Below are 18,531 nucleotides of genomic sequence, written 5' to 3' on the forward strand. Positions count from 1 at the left end.
ACAGATCTTCCCCCGGTAAGTGCTGGGGGATTTCTTATTTTGTCAAGATACGGATTATTACTTACTTACCAGCAGACAGTAAAATTGGAATTGCCATAAACGGTAATTTTATCTCACAAGGTTTTTCGTAACCAGAAAGAAAACTCTGCATTAGTAAAGAATAAAAATGAGATTCATTGAAAGCTTTTTGATGTTATTTATGCTCATTCTTTTCTTCACCTACTTTCCATTTGAAATCTGTTTCGTCCACTATGTTATGTATAACTCCTCGCTGGAAGTATCCCTGATTACGAATAATAGAGCCAAAATCATTCGCATCCCAACTCATTACACCATTGTAAAGCTGCTTTGAAATTCTTATTTGTTCTTCCTCGGTTGCTCCTTCAGCATTCAAATCGCTATTCGCTTTACTATATTGCATCTTTGCAGACAAATCTTCCATATATGATTCAAGACTTTCTAAATACATAAGGTTGTCCCTAAAATATTTGGCAACGGTTAAATCCGCTTTCCAATAATCTGACATTGCATTTGGAATCATTTTGTCATACTTAATCTCACGAATAGACGCAACAAATTTTTTCTGTTCGAGTGTAGTAATTTTGTCTTTAGGAACAACTGCTTTTGCGTACTCATTTGGAAGTGGTGCAGTTCCTTTTGTTCCATATGCTGTTGATTGTATCTGTAGAATTTCATCAAATGCTGACTTGGTCACCTCCCATTTATGCGGGGGTTCCTTAACTTTTATTAATATTTCGCCAAGCAAAGCACCTATATATCCGTCTCTATTTTCGGAAGGAATATGACCTACATATTTAGAAAATTCATTAGATATACCGTCTATTGAAGTTTTGGCAGCTTCAATTGTAAATTTATCTAATATTTCCAAAAGGAGACTTTCGTCATAAGAGTCACCGAAAATTCTATTATATTGATTCCTGAATGTTTCTTCATTTTTCTTAGAGATAGCTCCTATATCTTTTAAGCGTTTTAATTTCTCAGTCTTTTTTATATTATTCCAACTATGAAACGGAGAATCACTTTGATGGTATATATCACCAGCTTTTTGCAATGTTGCATCATTAGCTGCTCTTGTCACGGTCAATACCTCCCTTCAGATTTGACCATATTCTCGCATTGCTTTTCCAGATATTTTGCCATTCTTTCTCATTCACAATCGCATCAAACACAGGCTCAAGAAAAGTCTGGATTTCCGCAATGACGAATGAAAACTCAAGCGTGTTATCTTTTATGGTTTTCAAAAAGAATTTCCAACGCTTCTGCATATCTTCATCATCGGCAAGTGCAACAACACGCTTAAAACTATCTCTGTCATAGGGAGTACCACGCCGCTGTAAGGTTTCAAATATAGCTGCCTGCAATTTTGCACCCTCAAAATCGAATGTCCTTGAGAGATAATAAATGTCATAAAAATCTTTCATTCTGCCTGTCAGCTCAAAGCGTTGCAGTATGGCATCAAACTTCTCGGCAATGGTGCTTTCAAGGGAATAAGTTTTGATTACAGGTGCTTCAAAGTCTGGAAGCTGAGTATTGATTGTGCGTTCTTCGGCACGGGGGACTATAATATCGCCCACGCCTATATCAACATTGAACGGCACACGCACATTTTTTATTTGAGCAATAATCTGTGTACTGATACCGTGATATTTTCTTTGCGGAGAAATCTCTTCAAAGCCTTTTGCTCGCATTTCTATATAATCGTTACCAGTCGGTGTGTCGATGATTTTACAAATCAAATCTTTAACAGCATCTATTGAATTAGAGTATCCACGGAGCAGGAAATCGACATCAATGGTAGCTCGACTTTCAAAATTGGTTAGAGTATAAATGAACAATCCACCTTTGAGTATTAGCGTATCCTCACACCCAGATTTTGATAGCTTTCTCAAAAATTCTTCCTGCACAAAAAGTTGTAAGCATTGCTGATAGCTGATACCAGAAGCTTTTGCTTTATTTCTCAGCTTTGCCAGAACGGAAGCTGCTATATCTGCCATTACAACCACACTCCAATCAATTCTTTTACACGCGTTTGCACACGCAAAACTTTCGCATATTCTATAAGATTCGGTATATTCTTTTTCGGGTCTTTTACATAGCCCTGTACTGCTTTATTAAAAATCTCCTTATCCATCTTGTTCATATTTCGCAGCACATCGCAAATAGTACGGTCACGGTCATAAATGCGGACTTTGTGGAAATCAATTTCACCCTCGGTTTCGCCCAGCGTAACCAACTCTGACTCTACACGATATGCCTTTATAAACGGATAATCGATTTTTGTTCGCCGCTTAGAGACATTTTTATCTATTGCAAAGTTCCATTCAGCAGGATTTCTGTCACTGTATCTATAATAGAATAGGGCAGTCTCCATACAGAGCACTGCATCGGGAAACAATCGATTGATAATGACAACTTCGCTTTCTCCATAATCTTGAGTCCAGTGATAGTAACCTCGCCTGACTCTTTCAATCAATCCTTCGTCTAAAAGTTGTTTTATATCTGCATAGTATAACTTTGAAGCTGTAAGTTCAGCAGTAGTCATAACATAATTATGACTGCTAAACAACATTCTCAGTGTCTCAATATCTTTATTCTGAAGCATATCTTCACCTCTATTTAATCGCCCTTAATCAAACTAATGATTGGGCACTTTACTATATTATATTCGATTTTTCTCTTTAAGTCAATGATAGCAAAGTGAACACTTTTAATTGTATCAATCAGGCAGTTTAGTATAAAATCTGCCCTCCGCTTTTTTAACCAGATAAAATATTGGTCAGCGAAAAGACAAATATGTAAAAAAATAAGCGTACCACTGTTTTTATGATACGCTCATCATTATTAAATTACCTCAAAATGCTTCAACGCATCCTTTATGGCTTCCACTTTCTCTACCGTCGGATGCTTCCTCGGCTGTTTCAATTCCCCTACGGCATTAGGAGCATCATACATCGGCAATCCTAAATCTCTTTTTACCTCTGCGATATATGCAGTATGTACTTTGAAGCCGTATTTGGCTTCTATGTACTCCTTTATCATTTTGTAGGTCACTCGCTCTTTGGGCTTGTAGCTTTCCGCTCTTTTAGCAATATTATCAAGCGGAACTTTTCCCTCACCCTCGCCAAACTCAACTTTTACGTTGATATGTCCGTCTGGCTTTTTGTGGGAAAGCAGTACTACCGTCTCAACTGTGCTTTCTAAGTCCCAACTCAACCCATCAACCGCCTGCCCATCAAAGAACACCGGGAACCGGAATTCGATCCGTTTCAAAAAGCGTCCGTTTGGCAGCTTTTCAGGGTAAATCTCCACTTTCTCAATAAAACTCCTGATAAACTCTTTTTTCTCAGCGTCTATGAATTCATCGTACAGCTTATCGAAGTACAGTAGGAACTGATATACATTGTCTTCAGAAATCTTTTGCTGGCGGATATTATTGAGCCTGGTCAGCACATCGGCAATGTCAGCCTCAGCGATAACAATTTCATCGTAGATCGTGTTTTGCCGCTCCTGCAAATCCTGATACTTGCGGTCATAATGCGGGTCGTCAAAGTCCAGCCGGTCAATCTGCTGTCCCAGCCGGTCCTTTGTCCCCGAAAGCTGGCGGAGCCTTTTGGTGACAGCTGTATCTCCAGTTTTTCGCAAAAATAACTCAGATGCTCATCAGAAAAAATTGTAATGTACTGATCCGGGTAATATACCGCAAGGATCTTGTACCGGAACAGCGGCGAAAGCATGCTCTCCCTAACGGCTTCATAATCCTCTTTTGCTCCGGCCCTGACTAGGCTGATGATCTCCGCTTTCACAGCCGCCCACGCTTCTTCCGGCGAACCACCATATTTTCCTGTATTCTGGTATTCCCCAGCCTTTTTGCTATACCACACCCCAAATTTTTGCGAGCCAGCCAGCCCCCTGATATCCCCCATCCGCATCAGTTCCCTTTCGATGCGGTAACAGAAATTCAAATGGTCGCCGTGCCCGATGGCATAATCCTCCATGGACATTGCCTCCAGTACAGACAGGTTGTAGTCACCTGCAAACTTTCTGCTGAGCGAAACAACACCCGCAATATCGTCCATCAACATTTTATCTGAATATTTTGCTATGTCAGAAAACAATCCTTCCATGACGCTACACCTCCGTATCAATCTTATATGCCCATTATACTTTATCAGCCTGGCAACCAAAAGGGGAAAATCTCTGCTCCGTCAAAAATTGTCGAACTCATCCTGCCCCGCAATGACGGCATAATCCGCCCCGTCATTGCTGTTCTCCGCATACATGTCATTGACCATGCCGATGGTCAGCAAATCCAAATCCCGGATGGAAATGCCAAGCTGCACACACCGCAGCAGGAACAGCGGCGTGGTCATCGGGCAGTCAATTGCGCGAAGTTTTTTTTAGCCTCCACATCGCTCTTCACATTCAGCCCCCATAGCTCAATCAGCTGTGGCAGGACCTGATAAATGGAGAACGTGCCGAACCCGTCCAGCCATTCCTCCGGCGTGTCCGGGATTGCCGGGTCAGCGTGCTTCGCCATGATAAAGGCGATATTCTCGAACATCTCCAGCGAGAATAAATCCAGGTTCGAGTTCTCCGAATCGCTGTCCCCGATGCTCTTCTCCAGCGCGCTCAGGTCCTTATAGATGTCCCTGTGGAACTTGATGCGGTAAATCCGCGGCACCGCCGCCGATGCCCGAAACGGCACCTCTTTCCCGTCAATCGTAATCTTCCTCGTCATGCTCATACGCTAATCCTCCCCATATTCATCATCTTCCCCGCCGCCATCATCCGCTGCCGCAGGCATATACACCGCCTTGTACCAGTCCTTATACACCGTCTCATCCGTAGAGTCCCCGGTCTTCGCCTTCACCATGCCGTCCGCCAGGGGCGTCGCCTTGATGGTCAGCGTCTCCGTCTGCACCTGGCGGCTCTCCTCATTCGTCTTGCCTTCAATGCCGGGACGGGACGCCGAACAGTTATAAAGCACATGCCGGATATGCCTCTGGTCACCGTCAAACTCAAACAGCAGCGCAAACGCCGCAAGCTCCGCCGAAGCGTTCTCAACCAGCACCCCGTTACTGTCCAGTTCCTCCCTTAACGCATCCCTGCGGAAAGACTCCGGGATCATAGCCAGCTCCAGGTCGCCGTCATAGCCCATATTGTTATTGATGACATAATAGGCCGTCCCGTCCGCATAGAAATTCTCCGGCTCCCCATTGGCATCCAAAGAAATAGAAACCGAGCCGGGCATTGCCACAGGCGTCCCATAGGACACCTCTCCCTCTTCCGAAACATTGAGCATCGCATAATGCGTGTTCTTAAGATTGTACTTCACTTTGTTCTTCTTATTCTGCATCCGTCATGCCTCCCATCCAAAAATATACAGCACCTCATAAAGCCTCTCGCTGCCAATCCATGTCTCCGACTTGTTATAGAAAATCTCATGCACATCCAGCACATCCTCCACTCGCTGTTCCAGCTCCGGGTCTTTCTTATCGGTGTAGATTTCCACATGGACATTCGTCCCCTTGTGGTACACCTTCCCGTCTGCCGCGAAATTGCCACTCCTCGGCAGGAGGTAGCACAAAAACGGCGGCTCCGGCGATTCCCCTTCCGCGAAATGGTCATAGGCAAAGGGAATTCCCATTTCCGTGATCATTTTCACAAGTCTTTCCAAAATAACCTCACCCCCTTAATGCCTTTTCAATCTCCTGCTCCAGCATCCGCTCTGCCTTTTCCTCCGCAGGTGCAATGTGTGCTTTTCCGGGAACCCGCCCTCCTCCACGCTTCGCATGGCCAAATTCCAGAAGGTGCGAGAGCTGGTAACGGTTCCTGGAATGCACCACCACCTCGATGGAGTTGGAGGTTTCCTTCACATTCTTCACACCCCAGCTTTTTGCATAAGCACCTGTGTCCTTTGGCGCGTTCGCCTGGATATCCTTTTTCAAGGAATCCCCCGCTTTCTTCACCGCCTTTTTCAGCTCATCCGCCGCAAGGTCTGCATACTCCGTAAGCCCCTCCATCACTGCGGCTGCAAGCTGGTCAACCCTTACCCTGTCCAACATTGTCACCGCCCCGCTTTCTCACATTTGAATTTCAATGCACGTTTTTTGTTGTTCAGATGGTCTACCTTCAAAATGTCATAAATGCCGCCGTCCCATAAGATACGGAACCCCGTGGTGTCCACGGTCTTTGCCTTCCGGCAGAAACGCACCGTGAAACTGATGTCCGGGTGCGGCACGGTCTGCCCTGCTTCCTCTGATTCCGCAGAGGACTTCCCCACGGAATCGCTGACCGTGGCGTGGCAGGAATAGTAATCTGCCCACATATTCTTATGGTTCCCGATGCTGTCGGAAACCGCCTCGTTTTTCTGGAACATGATCCGCACGTTCATTGCCGCCACATCCATCAGAATGCCTCCTTCCGGCTGCCAAAGAGCAGGGCCCGCAGAGTGAGCGTGAGGGCGCGGTGGTCTGCCTCCTCCCGGTGTTCGTAGAGGTAGGCTGCCGCATACAGCACAGAAATTTTCGCATTTTCCACCGCAGAAAATTCTTCCATGCCATCCATCCTCGCCACATCCATGCAGAGACGTTCCGATGCCCCGATGATGTTCTTGATCAGGGCATCATCCTCATCATAGTCCACACGGAGGTAGTTCTTCATCTCTTCCAGCGTCACCATGCCTACACCGCCTCTCCTGAAAATTTCATATACACATCCGCTTTTTATGAACCGGATGCCGCCTTCTGCGCCAGCACCTTCACCGCTTCCGCAAGGATCAATTTCCCGTCCACACGCTGTGAGCCAAGGAATCCCACCTGCCCGGTTGCCGCATACAACTCATTCAGCCTCTTGAAGCTGCGCCCCTGCCTGTCGGCGATCCAGTAATAGGAGAAGTCGCCGAAAGCGATGGTCTTTGCTCCTGCAGCCATGGCCGGCATATACGCGGAGGTCTTCACCGGGCGGCCAAGGATAGTGTCCGGCGTGCCTGCCACAAGGGACGGCTGCCATAAATACTGCCCGTTGGTGTCTTTCAGCTTGCGGATGGACTTGATGGTGGAATCATTCAGCACCCACACGGATTTCTTGCGGTACGAGGACTTCAGCGAATAGAATAAATCAATCAGCTCATCCGCCGTCACAGCCGTTGCGGATGCAGCGGTCACGCCCGTTTCCGCACCACCGGTTGCCACAAGGATGCCGAGGGGCTTCCCGGTGCCGTTCCCCGTGAAAAACGCCTCCTCTTCCTTCGCCCCGATGCGGCGGGCAAACTCGCGGGAGATATAGGACTGCAGGTCAAACACGCTGTCGTTCAGCAACTCCTCGGAAACCTTGATCATCGTACCCAGCTTGTATGCCCCGATAGAAACCTGCCCGAAGGAGTCGTCGCTCTCCGGGAACGCGCCTTCCTCATCGATCCAGGATGCCGTGCCTTTGGACGCAACAACAGGAATCTTCCGGTCGCCGCTGGATGTCTTGATGATCTTCGCCATCTGGCGGAAGATGTTCTCCTCTTCCAATGCCTCCACAAGCGTCCTCTCGTACTCATCCGGCACCAGGTAGCCGCCCTCGGAGTCCGTGCCGACCTGCAGGGCGTTGGTGACTGCGGGCATCGGCACCTTGGAGCGCATGGCGTTCCAGAAATTCTTCCGGTAATCGTCGGACGCACGCCCCGTCTTATCCTCCGATCCGTCCGTATCCGCCCCGCAGCCCGGCTTCCCCGTGAGGGGCTTGTTGACCGGGCGGTTCAATTCCGCATCCAGGACCTCCTGCCGTTCCAGCCTTGCAATCTCTTTCCCCAGGTCGGTGATCTCCTGCTCCATCTTCGTGTATGCGGTGTCATCCTCAGCGGAAAGGATGCCGTTCTCTTTCCTATGGGAATCCAAAAATGCCTTTGCCGCCTCCCATGCCTTCGCGCGTTTCTCGCGCAGTTCAAGAATCGTCATAATAGAACCCTCCTTCTTAATGTCTTAATAATTGAAGCCGCTCCATGAGTACGTCCACGGAACGGCCGGTTTCTGTTTCCGGTGCCGTTCTTTCTTCCGGCGCGGGGATCTTTGCCTGCTCCCCGATGCCTGCCTTCGGCTTTTTCTCCCCGTACTTTGCAATCACCTTGTTCAGCAGGGCGTTGTCCGCCGCCCTGCGGGAGAATAGCATAGAGCTTTGGACAGACGGCTTTTTCCCATCTCCTTTTTCAAAACCACCATCCTCCTCAGTTCCTTCCCCCGGCTCCGCCTTTGCCCGCACCATGATGTCATCCGCAAAGCCAAGCTCCACCGCCTTGTTTGCATCCATCCACGTTTCCGCATCCATCAGGTGCGACAGCTTCAGCCGGGACAGCTCCGTCTTTAACACATAGGCGTTGATGATGGACTCCTTCACTTCGGAAAGCATATCCATGGCCTTCTGTATCTCCGCATGGTCTCCCCATGCAACCGTGGCGGGATTGTGGATCATCAGCATCGAAACGGGGGACACCAGGACGGTGTCGCCTGCCATGGCAATGACGGATGCAGCCGATGCGGCGATGCCGTCAATCTTTACAGTTACCTTTCCCTTATAATTGGAGAGCATATTATAAATCTGTGCGGCCGCCACGCAGTCCCCGCCCGGTGAGTTGATCCACACGGTAATGTCGCCCATGCCGCTATTCAGCTCATCCTTGAAAAGCTGCGGCGTGACCTCATCGTCAAACCAGCTCTCCTCTGCGATGGTGCCGCTCAGTTCCAGGATGCGCTCCCCCGCCCCCGTTTCCTGGTTTTCCACTTTCTTCCAGTTCCAGAACTTCTTCGTCTTCATCAGATTCCTCCTTCCCTTTTTTGTAAGCCGCCCCGGACATGGAAAGCGGCATCATGTTCCCATTGATAAGGTACAGGTCGCCGCCAACTTCCTCCGGGATGCGGTCAAGGTTCTCCAGCTCCCTTATGTCATTTGCCGACATCCACCCGTTCTGCCGCCCCACGGCATACCCGTTCATACGGCTCTGGTAATCGCCCCGGAGCAGACCGTCCACATTAAACTTCACAAAATACTTCTTTTTCTCCTCCGCAGTCAGCAGGGACCTCGCCATGGACTGCTCCCACCGTGACACCCACGGGTCAAGCGTATATTTCACGAACTCAAGGCTCTGCTGCTCGATATTGGAGAAGCTGCTCTTTTCCAGATCCCCGACCATGTGCGGGGGCACACGGAAAATGCGGGCAATCTCATTGATCTGGAACTTCCGCGTTTCCAAAAACTGTGCCTGTTCCGGCGAAATGGAGATGGGCGTGTATTTCATGCCCTCCTCCAGCACCGCTACCTTGTTTGCGTTGTGGCTGCCCCCAAAGGTGGACTGCCAGCTCTCCCTTACCCGCGCCGGGTCTTTGATGGTGCCTGGATGCTCCAGCACACCGCTCGGCTGTGCGCCGTTGGCAAAGAACTTCGCCCCGTACTCCTCGCATGCAATCGCCATGCCGATGGCATTTTTTGCCATGGCAATGGGGGAATAGCCCACCAGGCCGTCAAAGCCAAGCCCTGGAATGTGCAGCACCTCCGTGGGCGGCAGGATGACCGTGCTGCCCTTCACCGTTGGCACATCTTCCATGCCTACTGTGTATTCATAATAGAGCTGCCCTTTGCCGTCACGCTCCACCGCCATGCGGTCAGGCATCAGTGGGTACAGCCCGATAACCTCGCCCTTCCCGTTACGGATGATCTGCGCATAGGCGTTCCCCCACAGGAGCAGGTGCGTCATCAGCGTTTCCCGGAACACGAAGGAAGTCATCTCCGGGTTCGGCTCGTCATGGAGCAGAAAATACAGCGGGTGTTCTACCGCCTTTTCCTTCCCGCCGTCTTCCGTATATTTATAGAAATGCAGCGGAAGCCCCGCCACCGCCTCAGACAGAATCCGGACGCAGGAGTAAACTGCCGTCATCTGCATGGAAGTACGTTCGTTTACCCTCTTCCCTGACGTGCTGCTGCCAAGGAAAAAGCTGTAGGCGCTCCCTGACGTGCGGTTCCCTGGCGCATCCCTCGCCCGGAACAGACCGCTTAAAAATCCCATATCTACCACTCTCCCTTCCAAAAACAGGCAGCAGAAAGGCGCCGCCGAAGCAGCGCCCCTGTGACTTCCCGTTTCAACCATTTACCGATGCGACTTCCAAAACCATGTTGCTGCCAGCCTGGTATGCCCTTTTCCCCAGCTCCGCATCATAAATCCTCACCCTTGACTCGCTGATCCCGTGTTTCTCCATAAATTCCTGTACCTGCATGTGCATTACCTCCATTTTTTTGATTTTTCCTTTCGGCAGTACACATATTCGCTCTGGATGCGAATAATAGCAAGCTGATTCCCGCCCATAAACTTCACAAATATCCGGGGCGGGATTTGTGTACTTTATGCTCTGGATTTCCGGTCAGAAAGTGATCAGCCCGCGGGTATCATAAACGCTCTTCGTGGATACATTCCCACATCGGATTGCCCGGTCAAGCCCCATGACGGCGGCTACAGCCCCGTCAATCTTCTCCGTGAATTTTTCCTTGTCAGCCTTGATGTTGCCCGCGGGGTCGGTGCGAATGAAGATGTTGTCCATCATCCAACGGAGGACTGGATGCCCGCCGTGGGCAATATTCTGCTCTAAGACCAGCTTCATCAGCTCCTTGGTGGGCGGAGACATATCTTTGAACCCCTGCCCGAACGGGACCACTGTAAAACCCATGCCCTCAAGGTTCTGCACCATCTGCACAGCGCCCCAGCGGTCAAAAGCAATCTCCCGGATGTTGAACCGCTCCCCGAGCCGCTCAATGTATTTCTCAATAAAGCCGTAATGCACCACGTTCCCCTCCGTGGTCATCAGCTTTCCCTGCCGCTCCCACACATCGTAAGGGACATGGTCGCGCCGGACACGCAGCTCCAGTGTTTCCTCCGGCACCCAGAAATACGGCAGGATGCAGTATTTGTCCTCCTCGTCCAACGGCGGGAATACCAGCACGAATGCCGTGATGTCCGTGGTGGAGGATAAGTCCAGCCCGCCGTAGCAGACACGCCCCTCCAGGTCCTCCTCCAAAACCGGTAAGTCGCAAGCATCCCATCTGTCCATAGGCATCCAGCGGACTGCCTGTTTCACCCACTGATTTAAACGGAGCTGCCGGAAACTGTTCTCTTCCCCCGGATTCTGCTTTGCCGATTCGCAGGCGGCTTTCACTTTACCTATCCCCACTGTGATGTTCAGCGAGGGGTTCGCTTTTTTCCACACCTTCGGGTCCGTCCAGTCGTCCGCCTCATCCGCGCCATAGATCACAGGATAAAAGGTCGGGTCAATCTTCCGCCCCTCTAAAATATCCTTTGCCTTTTGGTGCGTCTCATAGCAGATGGAATGGGTGTCCGTCCCTGCCGTGGTGATGAGGAAATACAGCGGCTGCATCCTGGCGTCCCCGGAACCCTTGGTCATGACGTCAAACAGCTTCCGGTTCGGCTGCGTGTGCAGCTCGTCAAACACCACACCGTGGATGTTGAAGCCGTGCTTGGAGTATGCCTCCGCCGAAAGCACCTGGTAGAAAGAATTGGTCGGCATGTATATGATCCGCTTCTGCGAGGCAAGTATCTTCACCCGCTTAGAAAGCGCCGGACACATCCGCACCATGTCAGCAGCCACGTCAAAGACGATCGCGGCCTGCTGTCGGTCAGCGGCACAGCCGTACACCTCGGCGCGTTCCTCCCCGTCCCCGCAGGTCAGGATGAGCGCCACGGCCGCCGCCAGCTCCGATTTGCCCTGCTTCTTCGGGATCTCAACATATGCCGTGTTGAACTGGCGGTACCCGTTCGGCTTGAGCGTTCCGAAAATGTCACGGATGATCTGCTCCTGCCAGTCGATCAGCTCAAAAGACTTCCCTGCCCATGTGCCTTTGGTATGGCACAGGCTTTCGATGAACATCACGGCAAAATCAGCGGCATCCTTGTCATAGCGGCTTTCCTTCGCCTTGAACTTCGTCGGCTTGTATTTTTTCAGCTTCCGCATTGCCATTCCAGTCACCTCCCCAAAGATGGCAATGCCAGCTCTGCTGGCATGAAAAATGGCCTGCCAATGGCAAGCCTGAAATCTAACAAATATGGGATACAGAGCCACCTCGGCCCTATATCCCTGAAATATTCATGAAAAAATATCTGAATCCTACAATAAAAATTGTGTATTTTTAATGGTTGGGGATATGCTTCCCACCCTCGATCCAGTCCACCAGGGCAATGATCTCCCCTTCCGTTTCCATCCGTTCAAACTCCGCCACATCGCTGATTTCCCAATTGATGGGATACACCCCGCAGAATTCCACGATGCAGTCCATCTCCCCGGTCTCAATCCAGTCCCGGTTCAGGTTCCATGCGCCGCAGACCGTGTCAACATGACCATGGCCGACTTTGTTCCTGTCGAGGATGCCCTCAATCTTCTTGATTGTTTCATCCTTGATGAGGCTGGTGTCTTTCGGGACGGTGATGTAAAACATACATTTTGTAATCTCGCCCTGCTCCTTCCTCGCGTCAATCCATTCCTGGATGATTTCTTCCCTTTTTTCCATAACCGTACACCCCTTTGTCTTTTAATCATCATGCCCGGCTCTGCCGCAGCACCTGTGGATGGCGGCAAGGATGGCGTCCTGTTCCTTTTCATCCACGCCGATGCCCTCAAGCACCTCCCTGGTGCCGCAGTCCGGGCAGAGCGGCGTTTTGCCGTCCGTCCGCGAAACTGCCGGCCTCCCATGGTATTCCTGCCCGCACCTCGGGCACACCCTCTTTTTCCTCCCTGTGTTTTTCATTCCGCATCCGCCTCCCTTCCAAGCGCCGCCTCCCTGCTGCGGAACATCCGCCCCTCGGATGCGCGGCACCGGCTTCCGTTCCTGTTCTGCAGGTAGAAGTATCTCCCGTCGAATCCGCGCACGGTGTATGCGCCGGTGCAGCCGTTCTTCCGGTTCGTCACCAGAAAGCAGGAATCCCCAATCCTCCATCCGCCCGGAAAACCCTGCGCCCCTTGTGCGCTGTCGGCATATGCCTGTTCCAGGAACGTCTCATCGAATCCGAAGCTGCGGTAGCCCTGTCTGCAGGTCTCCATGTAAAACCCGGTTGGGATTCCCAGTGGCCGGTCCTCGTGCATGATGTAGACGAAAACCCTGCGCCTGCGGATCTTGCCGGTCCGGATGCCCTTGAGAGGAAGCTCCATCTCCTTTTTGTAATAAAACGTGGGGAAGCCCTCGTAGCGGTCAAGCGCCGCCTCGTTCTCCGCGCTCACTTCCCATGCCACCACGGGGACGCTCGCGCCCTCCTGCGGCTCGATGGTGAGGTAGGAGCCGGTCCTGCTCCCTTTGAACAGAAGCCGATAGCCTTCAATTTCCGAAGTGCCGATGATCCTCGCCCCAGGACAGCGCGTCCGCATCTGCGGGATGTTTAAGTTTGAGCCGTATGCGATGTAATATCTTTTTTCCATTCTGTGATTCCTTCCTTTCCGAAGGGCCTACCCTTCTACTGCCTTAAGGCCGCTGCCAGGCGGCTTGGGTAAGGCGGCAGGAGGCTGGGTCCTGCGGTCTATCTGCCGTTGCGGAAGGATGCGTCCCCGCTTAAGCGGCGGGTCAGAACCTCCCTCGCGGTCTTGAATTCGTCCCCGATGAAGCCGAGCCGGAGAAGCCATGTCCTCATGGCGTATTTCGGGTTCTCATGCTGCTGCGGCTTCGGGCTTGCGCTCTTTACTTCCTTCGCCATCTGGCTGAGCAGGAGGCAAAACTGGATGTACCCCTTGAGCTGCCCGGCGTGGAGGCCGTTGCGTTTCCCGTCTGCCGGGGCATCGAACTGGAAGAGCCGGAACTCCACCGTGGCCTTCGTGAAGGTGGCGTGGTAATTGAGCATATGGTAGCGGCTGTCGTTGTAATGGGTGCCGCGGTTGTACCCTGAGCCGTGGCTCGTGTACCAGATGTCCTCAAGATCTGCCATCGTCTGGGGCTTCTTTTTGTTGAGCTGGTCCAAAAACCTTGGGTCTACCGTGCGGCAGTAGCGGCTCATCCTGCCCCGGTCAAGGTCGAGGGCTTCCGCGATCAGGCTCTCATGGCCCGCCATGATGTTGGCAAGGTTTCTCAGGCTCTGCGGCGTGTGGCCCTTTGCCCCGATGTGGATGTGTACCCCGCAGCCCCTTCCCGCGTCGCTCTTTGCGCCGGCGTGCCGGAGCTGCCGGATAAGTTCCTGCAGGGTCTCAATGTCCGCGTAGGTAAGGATCGGCGTCACCAGCTCGCATTTCTCGCTGTCCGGCCCCGCGATGCTGATGTCCCTCTGGAACTTCCATTCCCTGCCCTGCGCATCCCATGCACTCCAGGTGCAGTAGCCGTTCCGCCTTGCTGTGTCCTGGTACCTCCCGGTCCCGAAAAATCCCGCCGCGATCTTCGCCGCTTTGCTCCTTGCGATGCTGTTCATCTCTATCTCCACCCCGATGGTCTGCTTCTTTGCTTCCGCGATCTGCCTTGCCATTTTTTCGTTCATCCCTTTTACCTCCGTTTTGCGTGTTTTCCCTTTCGGTAGTACACATGTTCGCTCTAAAAGGGGATAATAGCAAGTCAATTACGGGCATAAACTACACAATGTTTGATGCCGGAATTTGTGTAGTTTATGGCGTCCGGAAGCTATATTTTGCGGACTTCGTCAACGCCGTAGATCACATGGAGGCGGCTGCCGTTGTTCCAGCAGACCATCAAAGAAGCGATATCGTCCACACCTTCCACCACGCCCTCCGTCCCGATCGGCGGCGCCTGGCAGTCATCCATTTTTACCAACCGGATCCGCGTCCCCGCAGGGTACTCCCTGCGGACTCGCTCCACTGTCTGCCTATCCGGAAATCTCATCACTGGATGCCTCCTTCCTTGCCCCGCTCTTGAAGCTGCCGTTTCCGGACAGGTTCTTCAGCAGAATTTTCCGCTCGCCCTTGTGTTCCTCCCCGATGAAGCCGAGCCGGAGCAGGAAGCAGCGGAAAGCGTATTTCTCATTGTCTGCAGGCTTCTCCTTTGCCGTGACGCGCTTCTGTTTCCGCGCCATATCGCAGAGGGCGGTGATGAAGTGCGTGTATGCCTTCGCCGAGTCCCCGTCCTGCCCGTCTGCGAACCAAGGGAAGGAAACCTTCTCCCCGTCCGTCTCCACCGGGAGGCTTTCGACCGCCAGCGCCTTCTTGATCAGGGCTGCCTTGGCGTCCACCAGTTTCTGCAGGTTCTCCAGTGCGGCGTCCGTGAAGAACTCCCTTGGCAGCGCCACCGTAAACCCGATGCCCGCCTCCTGCGGCTCTTCCGTGATGGTTTCTTCCCCTGCCGCTCCTTCCGTGGAAGTTTCCGGCTGTGCCTCTGCGGTTTCCTCCGGCTCCGCCGTGAACCCCGCCTGCTCCATCCCTATCAGGACCTTTTCCACCAGCTCCGCGCTGCTGCGTTCATCCCAGACCAGCGTTCCTTCTTTGCTGACTGTAAAATTGCTGATGGCGTATGCGCAGGTTGGCATCCTCATGTAGACAGCCTTCATCCCGACAAGCCCGGAAATAACCTCCACCATCTCTTTCCTGCGTTCTCCTGTCACGTTGTATCTTTTTTCCATGCTTTTGCCCTCCTTTTTGTGGTACTACATTAATCGCTCTAACTGGTGGAAATAGCAAGGAAAACTGCAGAAAAAATGTCACAATAAAAAGTCCATGAATTGGGAGTAATACACAATACCTGCAAACGCGAAATAAGCATTCATAAGCGTAATTCCATAGCCTTACATCTTATGTGGAATACCTATTGTACCTCCACCACTTTCACCAGCTCAGAATATGAGATCTTCTCCCCATCCCGTACCACGTACACATTTTCTGAATCCCCGGTATCCTCCACAGATCTCCGCAGGATGACAGATGCGTACTTCTCATCCAACTCCATCATACAGCAGATACGGTTCGTCTGCTCACACGCCATCATCGTGGAGCCGCTCCCGCCAAAAGTATCTAGCACAATAGCGTTCTCCTGGGAGGAATTGCAGATGGGATAGCCAAGCAGATCCAATGGCTTAGAAGTCGGATGGTTCTTGTTCCGCTTCGGCTTGTCATAATTCCAGATGGTAGTCTGCTTCCGGTCTGAATACCATGAATGTTTGCCATTCTTCAGGAAGCCGTACAGCACCGGCTCATGCTGCCACTGATAGTCTGATCGTCCAAGCACCAGAGAATTCTTCACCCAAATGCACACCCCAGCGAGGTGGAATCCAGCGTCCACAAATGCCTTACGGAAATTAAGCCCCTCCGTGTCCGCATGGAACACATATGCTACGCCGCCGCTCTCCAGATGCTCAACCATACAGGCAAACGAATTGTACAGAAATGTGTAGAACTCATCCCCCTTCATGCTGTCATTTTGGATGGTCAGACCACCAGAACTCTTGAAAGATACCCCGTATGGCGGATCCGTCACGATGAGGTTCGCTTTCTTCCCATTCATGAGCGCCGCCACATCTTCCGCACTGGTGGCATCGCCGCACATCAGCCTGTGCCTGCCCACCGTCCATATGTCACCCCGCTCCACGAATGCCGCTTTCTCCAATGCCGCAGAAAGGTCAAAGCTGTCATCTTTCACATTTTTTTCGCCGTCCCCGGCAAAAAGGTCTGCAATCTCATCCGCACCGAAGCCTGTCAGGGACACATCAAAATCCGCACCCTGCAAAGATTCAATCTCGATACGAAGCAGTTCCTCATCCCACCCGGCATCCAACACCATGAGGTTGTCCGCCAAAATGTAGGCTTTCTTCTGTGCCTCCGTCAGATAGTCCACAAACACACATGGAACCTCTGCGATCCCTTCCTCCTTCGCCGCCATGATCCTGCCATGCCCCGCAATGACATTGAAGTCCCTATCAATGATGACCGGGTTCACAAATCCAAACTCCCGCAGAGATGAGCGTAGCTTCGTGATCTGCTCCGGCGAATGTGTTCGCGCATTATTCACATAAGGTATCAGCTTACTAACAGAGACAAGCTGCATATCAGTCGTAGTCTTCATTTTCCGCCTCCAAATAACTGCATAGAAAAACCGCCCAACATCCCTGCTGGACGGCATAAACTCAATTGCCACATCTTATTTAATTCCCATCTTCATAAAAGCCGGATCTCTGACACACCTCATGGACTGTAATAGCAAAAATAGTCCTTGAATGCACGTCCGGATCATTGTTTTTATTTTTCTTCTCAATGTATAAATCCCGCAGATCATCCTGCAGATCATTTTTCTTAATCCAGCGAACCTTATCTGGCAACATATAATACCCATTTTGCTGTTCACACCATGCATAACTTCCGTTCGCCTTATTAAAACGGATATATTCCTGGCGCTCATCCCCGTCATCATCAATGTAATTATTCACGATAGCAAAGTCGCAGCTATGGATTATACGAGACTTTTTCCTATCTTTTTTCTTAATTGTCAGGACGCGCGTTGAATCCTCCGGGAAGTCATAACCGTATTTAACACAGGCATCACCTATCGCCTTCTGAAGCATATTCCTCAGTTGCTTTGGCGTGTACTTTTCATCATCGTCATTGACCTCGATATTAAAATCAAAGTCATACCCTACGTTTGATTTGGCATCATATGTAATCATGTTTCTTTTGTAACTGCCCACAACATCAAATCTGAACGTAAATTTTTGTCTTAATGAGTCCTGTACCTCCCTGAGAATCTCCTGAATGTCCTTGTAGGCTTCCTGCACCCTTGGGTCATGTTTGGAAATGTAATGAAAATCATGCTGCATAGTCCTGTTCTCCTTTTCACTTTTTCCCAATCCGTCCGCCCATTTAACAGAATTTTGCTAAATCATTATAGTATACCACTTGTAGGATAATAAGCAAGACCTTAACAAAAAATTTTCCACGTACCTGCAGATTTACAAACACCCCTATACGTTCTTCCTTGCGCGGAGCAGACGCTCCATCACGTCATCCTGCGGTGTATTCCCCTGAAATTCCACCGAGCAGTTCTCCTTCACGATCTGATATATCTGCATCCAGCAGTAATTGGTTTGTTTCATATAGGATTGGCTCATGGCAACGTAAGGAGATGCAATAGCAGCTCCCGTTGTCGGATGCTTTGCCAAAAAACCTGTGGCAGATACAATTTCCTCACATTGAATCCACCGGGATACACTCATAGCGTACTGCTCCACCATCTGCACGGTGACCAGCTTTTCACATCCCCTCGCTTTCAGCCAGACATAGGTTTCCTGGTACACTTCCTCCGCCACCAGCTCCCGCCCGCTCTTCTGCGGGGATTTCAGGAAGTCCTTCACGGGCGGCACATCCACGCCTTCCAGTTCGGCAGGCTCCATCATGACTTCCGCTGGCCGGCCTTCAGCAATCTTCTCCGTGAGCGCCTTGGGCTTGCGCCCCGCCCCCGGCCTTGCACCGCCGCGGTTGCTGCCGTCTTTTGCCACTGTTTCCACCCCGTTTCTTTGATTTCGTTTAAAAAAATGCTACGGAAATCAAACGCTGCAGC

Annotated in this window: 25 protein-coding genes and 1 pseudogene; all 26 read right to left on the reverse strand. The window is 51.1% G+C overall.

The annotated features are described in order from the left end of the window. Positions 1-193: 193 nt before the first annotated feature. The 26 genes and pseudogenes from G614_RS27980 to G614_RS0118180 all read right to left on the reverse strand — a co-directional run bounded on the left by G614_RS27980 (position 194) and on the right by G614_RS0118180 (position 18,469). The gene (locus G614_RS27980) at positions 194-1,099 is read right to left on the reverse strand and encodes an ABC-three component system protein (protein ID WP_080664549.1); all 906 of its coding nucleotides are present in this window, start codon (positions 1,097-1,099) and stop codon (positions 194-196) included. Continuing rightward, a complete protein-coding gene (locus G614_RS0118060) occupies positions 1,083-2,015 on the reverse strand; it encodes a nucleotidyl transferase AbiEii/AbiGii toxin family protein (protein WP_027643070.1) in 933 nt (310 codons plus the stop codon). The genes G614_RS27980 and G614_RS0118060 overlap by 17 nt, the downstream gene beginning before the upstream one ends. After that, positions 2,015-2,623: a type IV toxin-antitoxin system AbiEi family antitoxin domain-containing protein gene (locus G614_RS0118065; RefSeq protein ID WP_027643071.1), complete on the reverse strand. Its 609-nt coding sequence runs from the start codon at positions 2,621-2,623 to the stop codon at positions 2,015-2,017. The genes G614_RS0118060 and G614_RS0118065 overlap by 1 nt, the downstream gene beginning before the upstream one ends. Positions 2,624-2,862: 239 nt before the next feature. Next, a pseudogene (locus G614_RS34570) lies at positions 2,863-3,210 on the reverse strand (recombinase family protein); the annotation flags it as partial. Positions 3,211-3,464: 254 nt separating this feature from the next. After that, on the reverse strand, positions 3,465-4,145 hold the full coding sequence (locus G614_RS30290) for a hypothetical protein (protein WP_027643073.1): 681 nt from the start codon (positions 4,143-4,145) through the stop codon (positions 3,465-3,467). 81 nt (positions 4,146-4,226) lie between these two features. Beyond that, positions 4,227-4,391 carry a hypothetical protein gene (locus G614_RS32005; RefSeq protein WP_166430223.1) on the reverse strand — a complete coding sequence of 55 codons (165 nt, stop codon included), beginning with the start codon at positions 4,389-4,391 and terminating at the stop codon, positions 4,227-4,229. Then, positions 4,388-4,765, reverse strand: a complete 378-nt coding sequence (locus G614_RS0118085) for a hypothetical protein (RefSeq protein ID WP_027643074.1) — start codon at positions 4,763-4,765, stop codon at positions 4,388-4,390. Before G614_RS0118085 ends, G614_RS32005 begins: the two co-directional genes overlap by 4 nt. 3 nt (positions 4,766-4,768) lie before the next feature. Beyond that, entirely contained in the window at positions 4,769-5,377 is a 609-nt protein-coding gene (locus G614_RS0118090; RefSeq protein ID WP_027643075.1) for a major tail protein, read from the reverse strand. A gap of 3 nt (positions 5,378-5,380) precedes the next feature. Then, entirely contained in the window at positions 5,381-5,698 is a 318-nt protein-coding gene (locus tag G614_RS0118095; RefSeq protein ID WP_027643076.1) for a hypothetical protein, read from the reverse strand. A 7-nt stretch (positions 5,699-5,705) separates the two neighbouring features. Next, positions 5,706-6,086, reverse strand: a complete 381-nt coding sequence (locus tag G614_RS0118100) for an HK97 gp10 family phage protein (protein ID WP_027643077.1) — start codon at positions 6,084-6,086, stop codon at positions 5,706-5,708. A gap of 2 nt (positions 6,087-6,088) precedes the next feature. Further along, a complete protein-coding gene (locus G614_RS0118105; RefSeq protein ID WP_027643078.1) occupies positions 6,089-6,430 on the reverse strand; it encodes a phage head closure protein in 342 nt (113 codons plus the stop codon). Then, positions 6,430-6,702: a head-tail connector protein gene (locus G614_RS0118110; RefSeq protein ID WP_044918190.1), complete on the reverse strand. Its 273-nt coding sequence runs from the start codon at positions 6,700-6,702 to the stop codon at positions 6,430-6,432. Before G614_RS0118110 ends, G614_RS0118105 begins: the two co-directional genes overlap by 1 nt. 44 nt (positions 6,703-6,746) lie before the next feature. Continuing rightward, a complete protein-coding gene (locus tag G614_RS0118115) occupies positions 6,747-7,967 on the reverse strand; it encodes a phage major capsid protein (RefSeq protein WP_027643080.1) in 1,221 nt (406 codons plus the stop codon). A gap of 16 nt (positions 7,968-7,983) precedes the next feature. Beyond that, the gene (locus G614_RS0118120; RefSeq protein ID WP_044918193.1) at positions 7,984-8,820 is read right to left on the reverse strand and encodes a head maturation protease, ClpP-related; all 837 of its coding nucleotides are present in this window, start codon (positions 8,818-8,820) and stop codon (positions 7,984-7,986) included. Beyond that, positions 8,711-10,066, reverse strand: coding sequence for a phage portal protein (locus tag G614_RS0118125; protein ID WP_027643082.1), 1,356 nt, complete (start codon positions 10,064-10,066; stop codon positions 8,711-8,713). Before G614_RS0118125 ends, G614_RS0118120 begins: the two co-directional genes overlap by 110 nt. 73 nt (positions 10,067-10,139) lie before the next feature. Continuing rightward, positions 10,140-10,274, reverse strand: a complete 135-nt coding sequence (locus tag G614_RS33395) for a hypothetical protein (protein WP_278246002.1) — start codon at positions 10,272-10,274, stop codon at positions 10,140-10,142. A 144-nt stretch (positions 10,275-10,418) separates the two neighbouring features. Then, positions 10,419-12,020: a terminase large subunit gene (locus G614_RS0118135; protein ID WP_027643083.1), complete on the reverse strand. Its 1,602-nt coding sequence runs from the start codon at positions 12,018-12,020 to the stop codon at positions 10,419-10,421. Positions 12,021-12,195: 175 nt separating this feature from the next. Next, positions 12,196-12,573 (reverse strand): hypothetical protein, encoded by a 378-nt coding sequence (locus G614_RS0118140; protein ID WP_027643084.1) that lies wholly within the window; start codon positions 12,571-12,573, stop codon positions 12,196-12,198. Between the two features lie 21 nt (positions 12,574-12,594). After that, complete coding sequence (locus G614_RS0118145) at positions 12,595-12,810, reverse strand: hypothetical protein (protein ID WP_027643085.1); 216 nt, start codon at positions 12,808-12,810, stop codon at positions 12,595-12,597. Continuing rightward, positions 12,807-13,475, reverse strand: a complete 669-nt coding sequence (locus tag G614_RS35080; RefSeq protein WP_080664550.1) for a gamma-glutamylcyclotransferase family protein — start codon at positions 13,473-13,475, stop codon at positions 12,807-12,809. Before G614_RS35080 ends, G614_RS0118145 begins: the two co-directional genes overlap by 4 nt. 98 nt (positions 13,476-13,573) lie before the next feature. Beyond that, positions 13,574-14,515 carry an amidoligase family protein gene (locus G614_RS0118155; RefSeq protein WP_027643086.1) on the reverse strand — a complete coding sequence of 314 codons (942 nt, stop codon included), beginning with the start codon at positions 14,513-14,515 and terminating at the stop codon, positions 13,574-13,576. A gap of 140 nt (positions 14,516-14,655) precedes the next feature. Continuing rightward, entirely contained in the window at positions 14,656-14,874 is a 219-nt protein-coding gene (locus G614_RS0118160) for a DUF4314 domain-containing protein (protein WP_027643087.1), read from the reverse strand. Further along, a complete protein-coding gene (locus G614_RS0118165; protein ID WP_027643088.1) occupies positions 14,858-15,607 on the reverse strand; it encodes a hypothetical protein in 750 nt (249 codons plus the stop codon). Before G614_RS0118165 ends, G614_RS0118160 begins: the two co-directional genes overlap by 17 nt. A 182-nt stretch (positions 15,608-15,789) precedes the next feature. Then, a complete protein-coding gene (locus G614_RS0118170) occupies positions 15,790-17,043 on the reverse strand; it encodes a site-specific DNA-methyltransferase (protein ID WP_027643089.1) in 1,254 nt (417 codons plus the stop codon). A gap of 79 nt (positions 17,044-17,122) precedes the next feature. Continuing rightward, positions 17,123-17,821: a hypothetical protein gene (locus G614_RS27995; protein ID WP_155245076.1), complete on the reverse strand. Its 699-nt coding sequence runs from the start codon at positions 17,819-17,821 to the stop codon at positions 17,123-17,125. A gap of 114 nt (positions 17,822-17,935) precedes the next feature. Beyond that, positions 17,936-18,469, reverse strand: a complete 534-nt coding sequence (locus G614_RS0118180; protein WP_027643090.1) for a P27 family phage terminase small subunit — start codon at positions 18,467-18,469, stop codon at positions 17,936-17,938. Between the last annotated feature and the right edge of the window lie 62 nt (positions 18,470-18,531).

The sequence above is a fragment of the [Clostridium] clostridioforme AGR2157 genome (assembly GCF_000424325.1).
Taxonomy (GTDB): Bacteria; Bacillota; Clostridia; order Lachnospirales; family Lachnospiraceae; genus Enterocloster; species Enterocloster clostridioformis_A.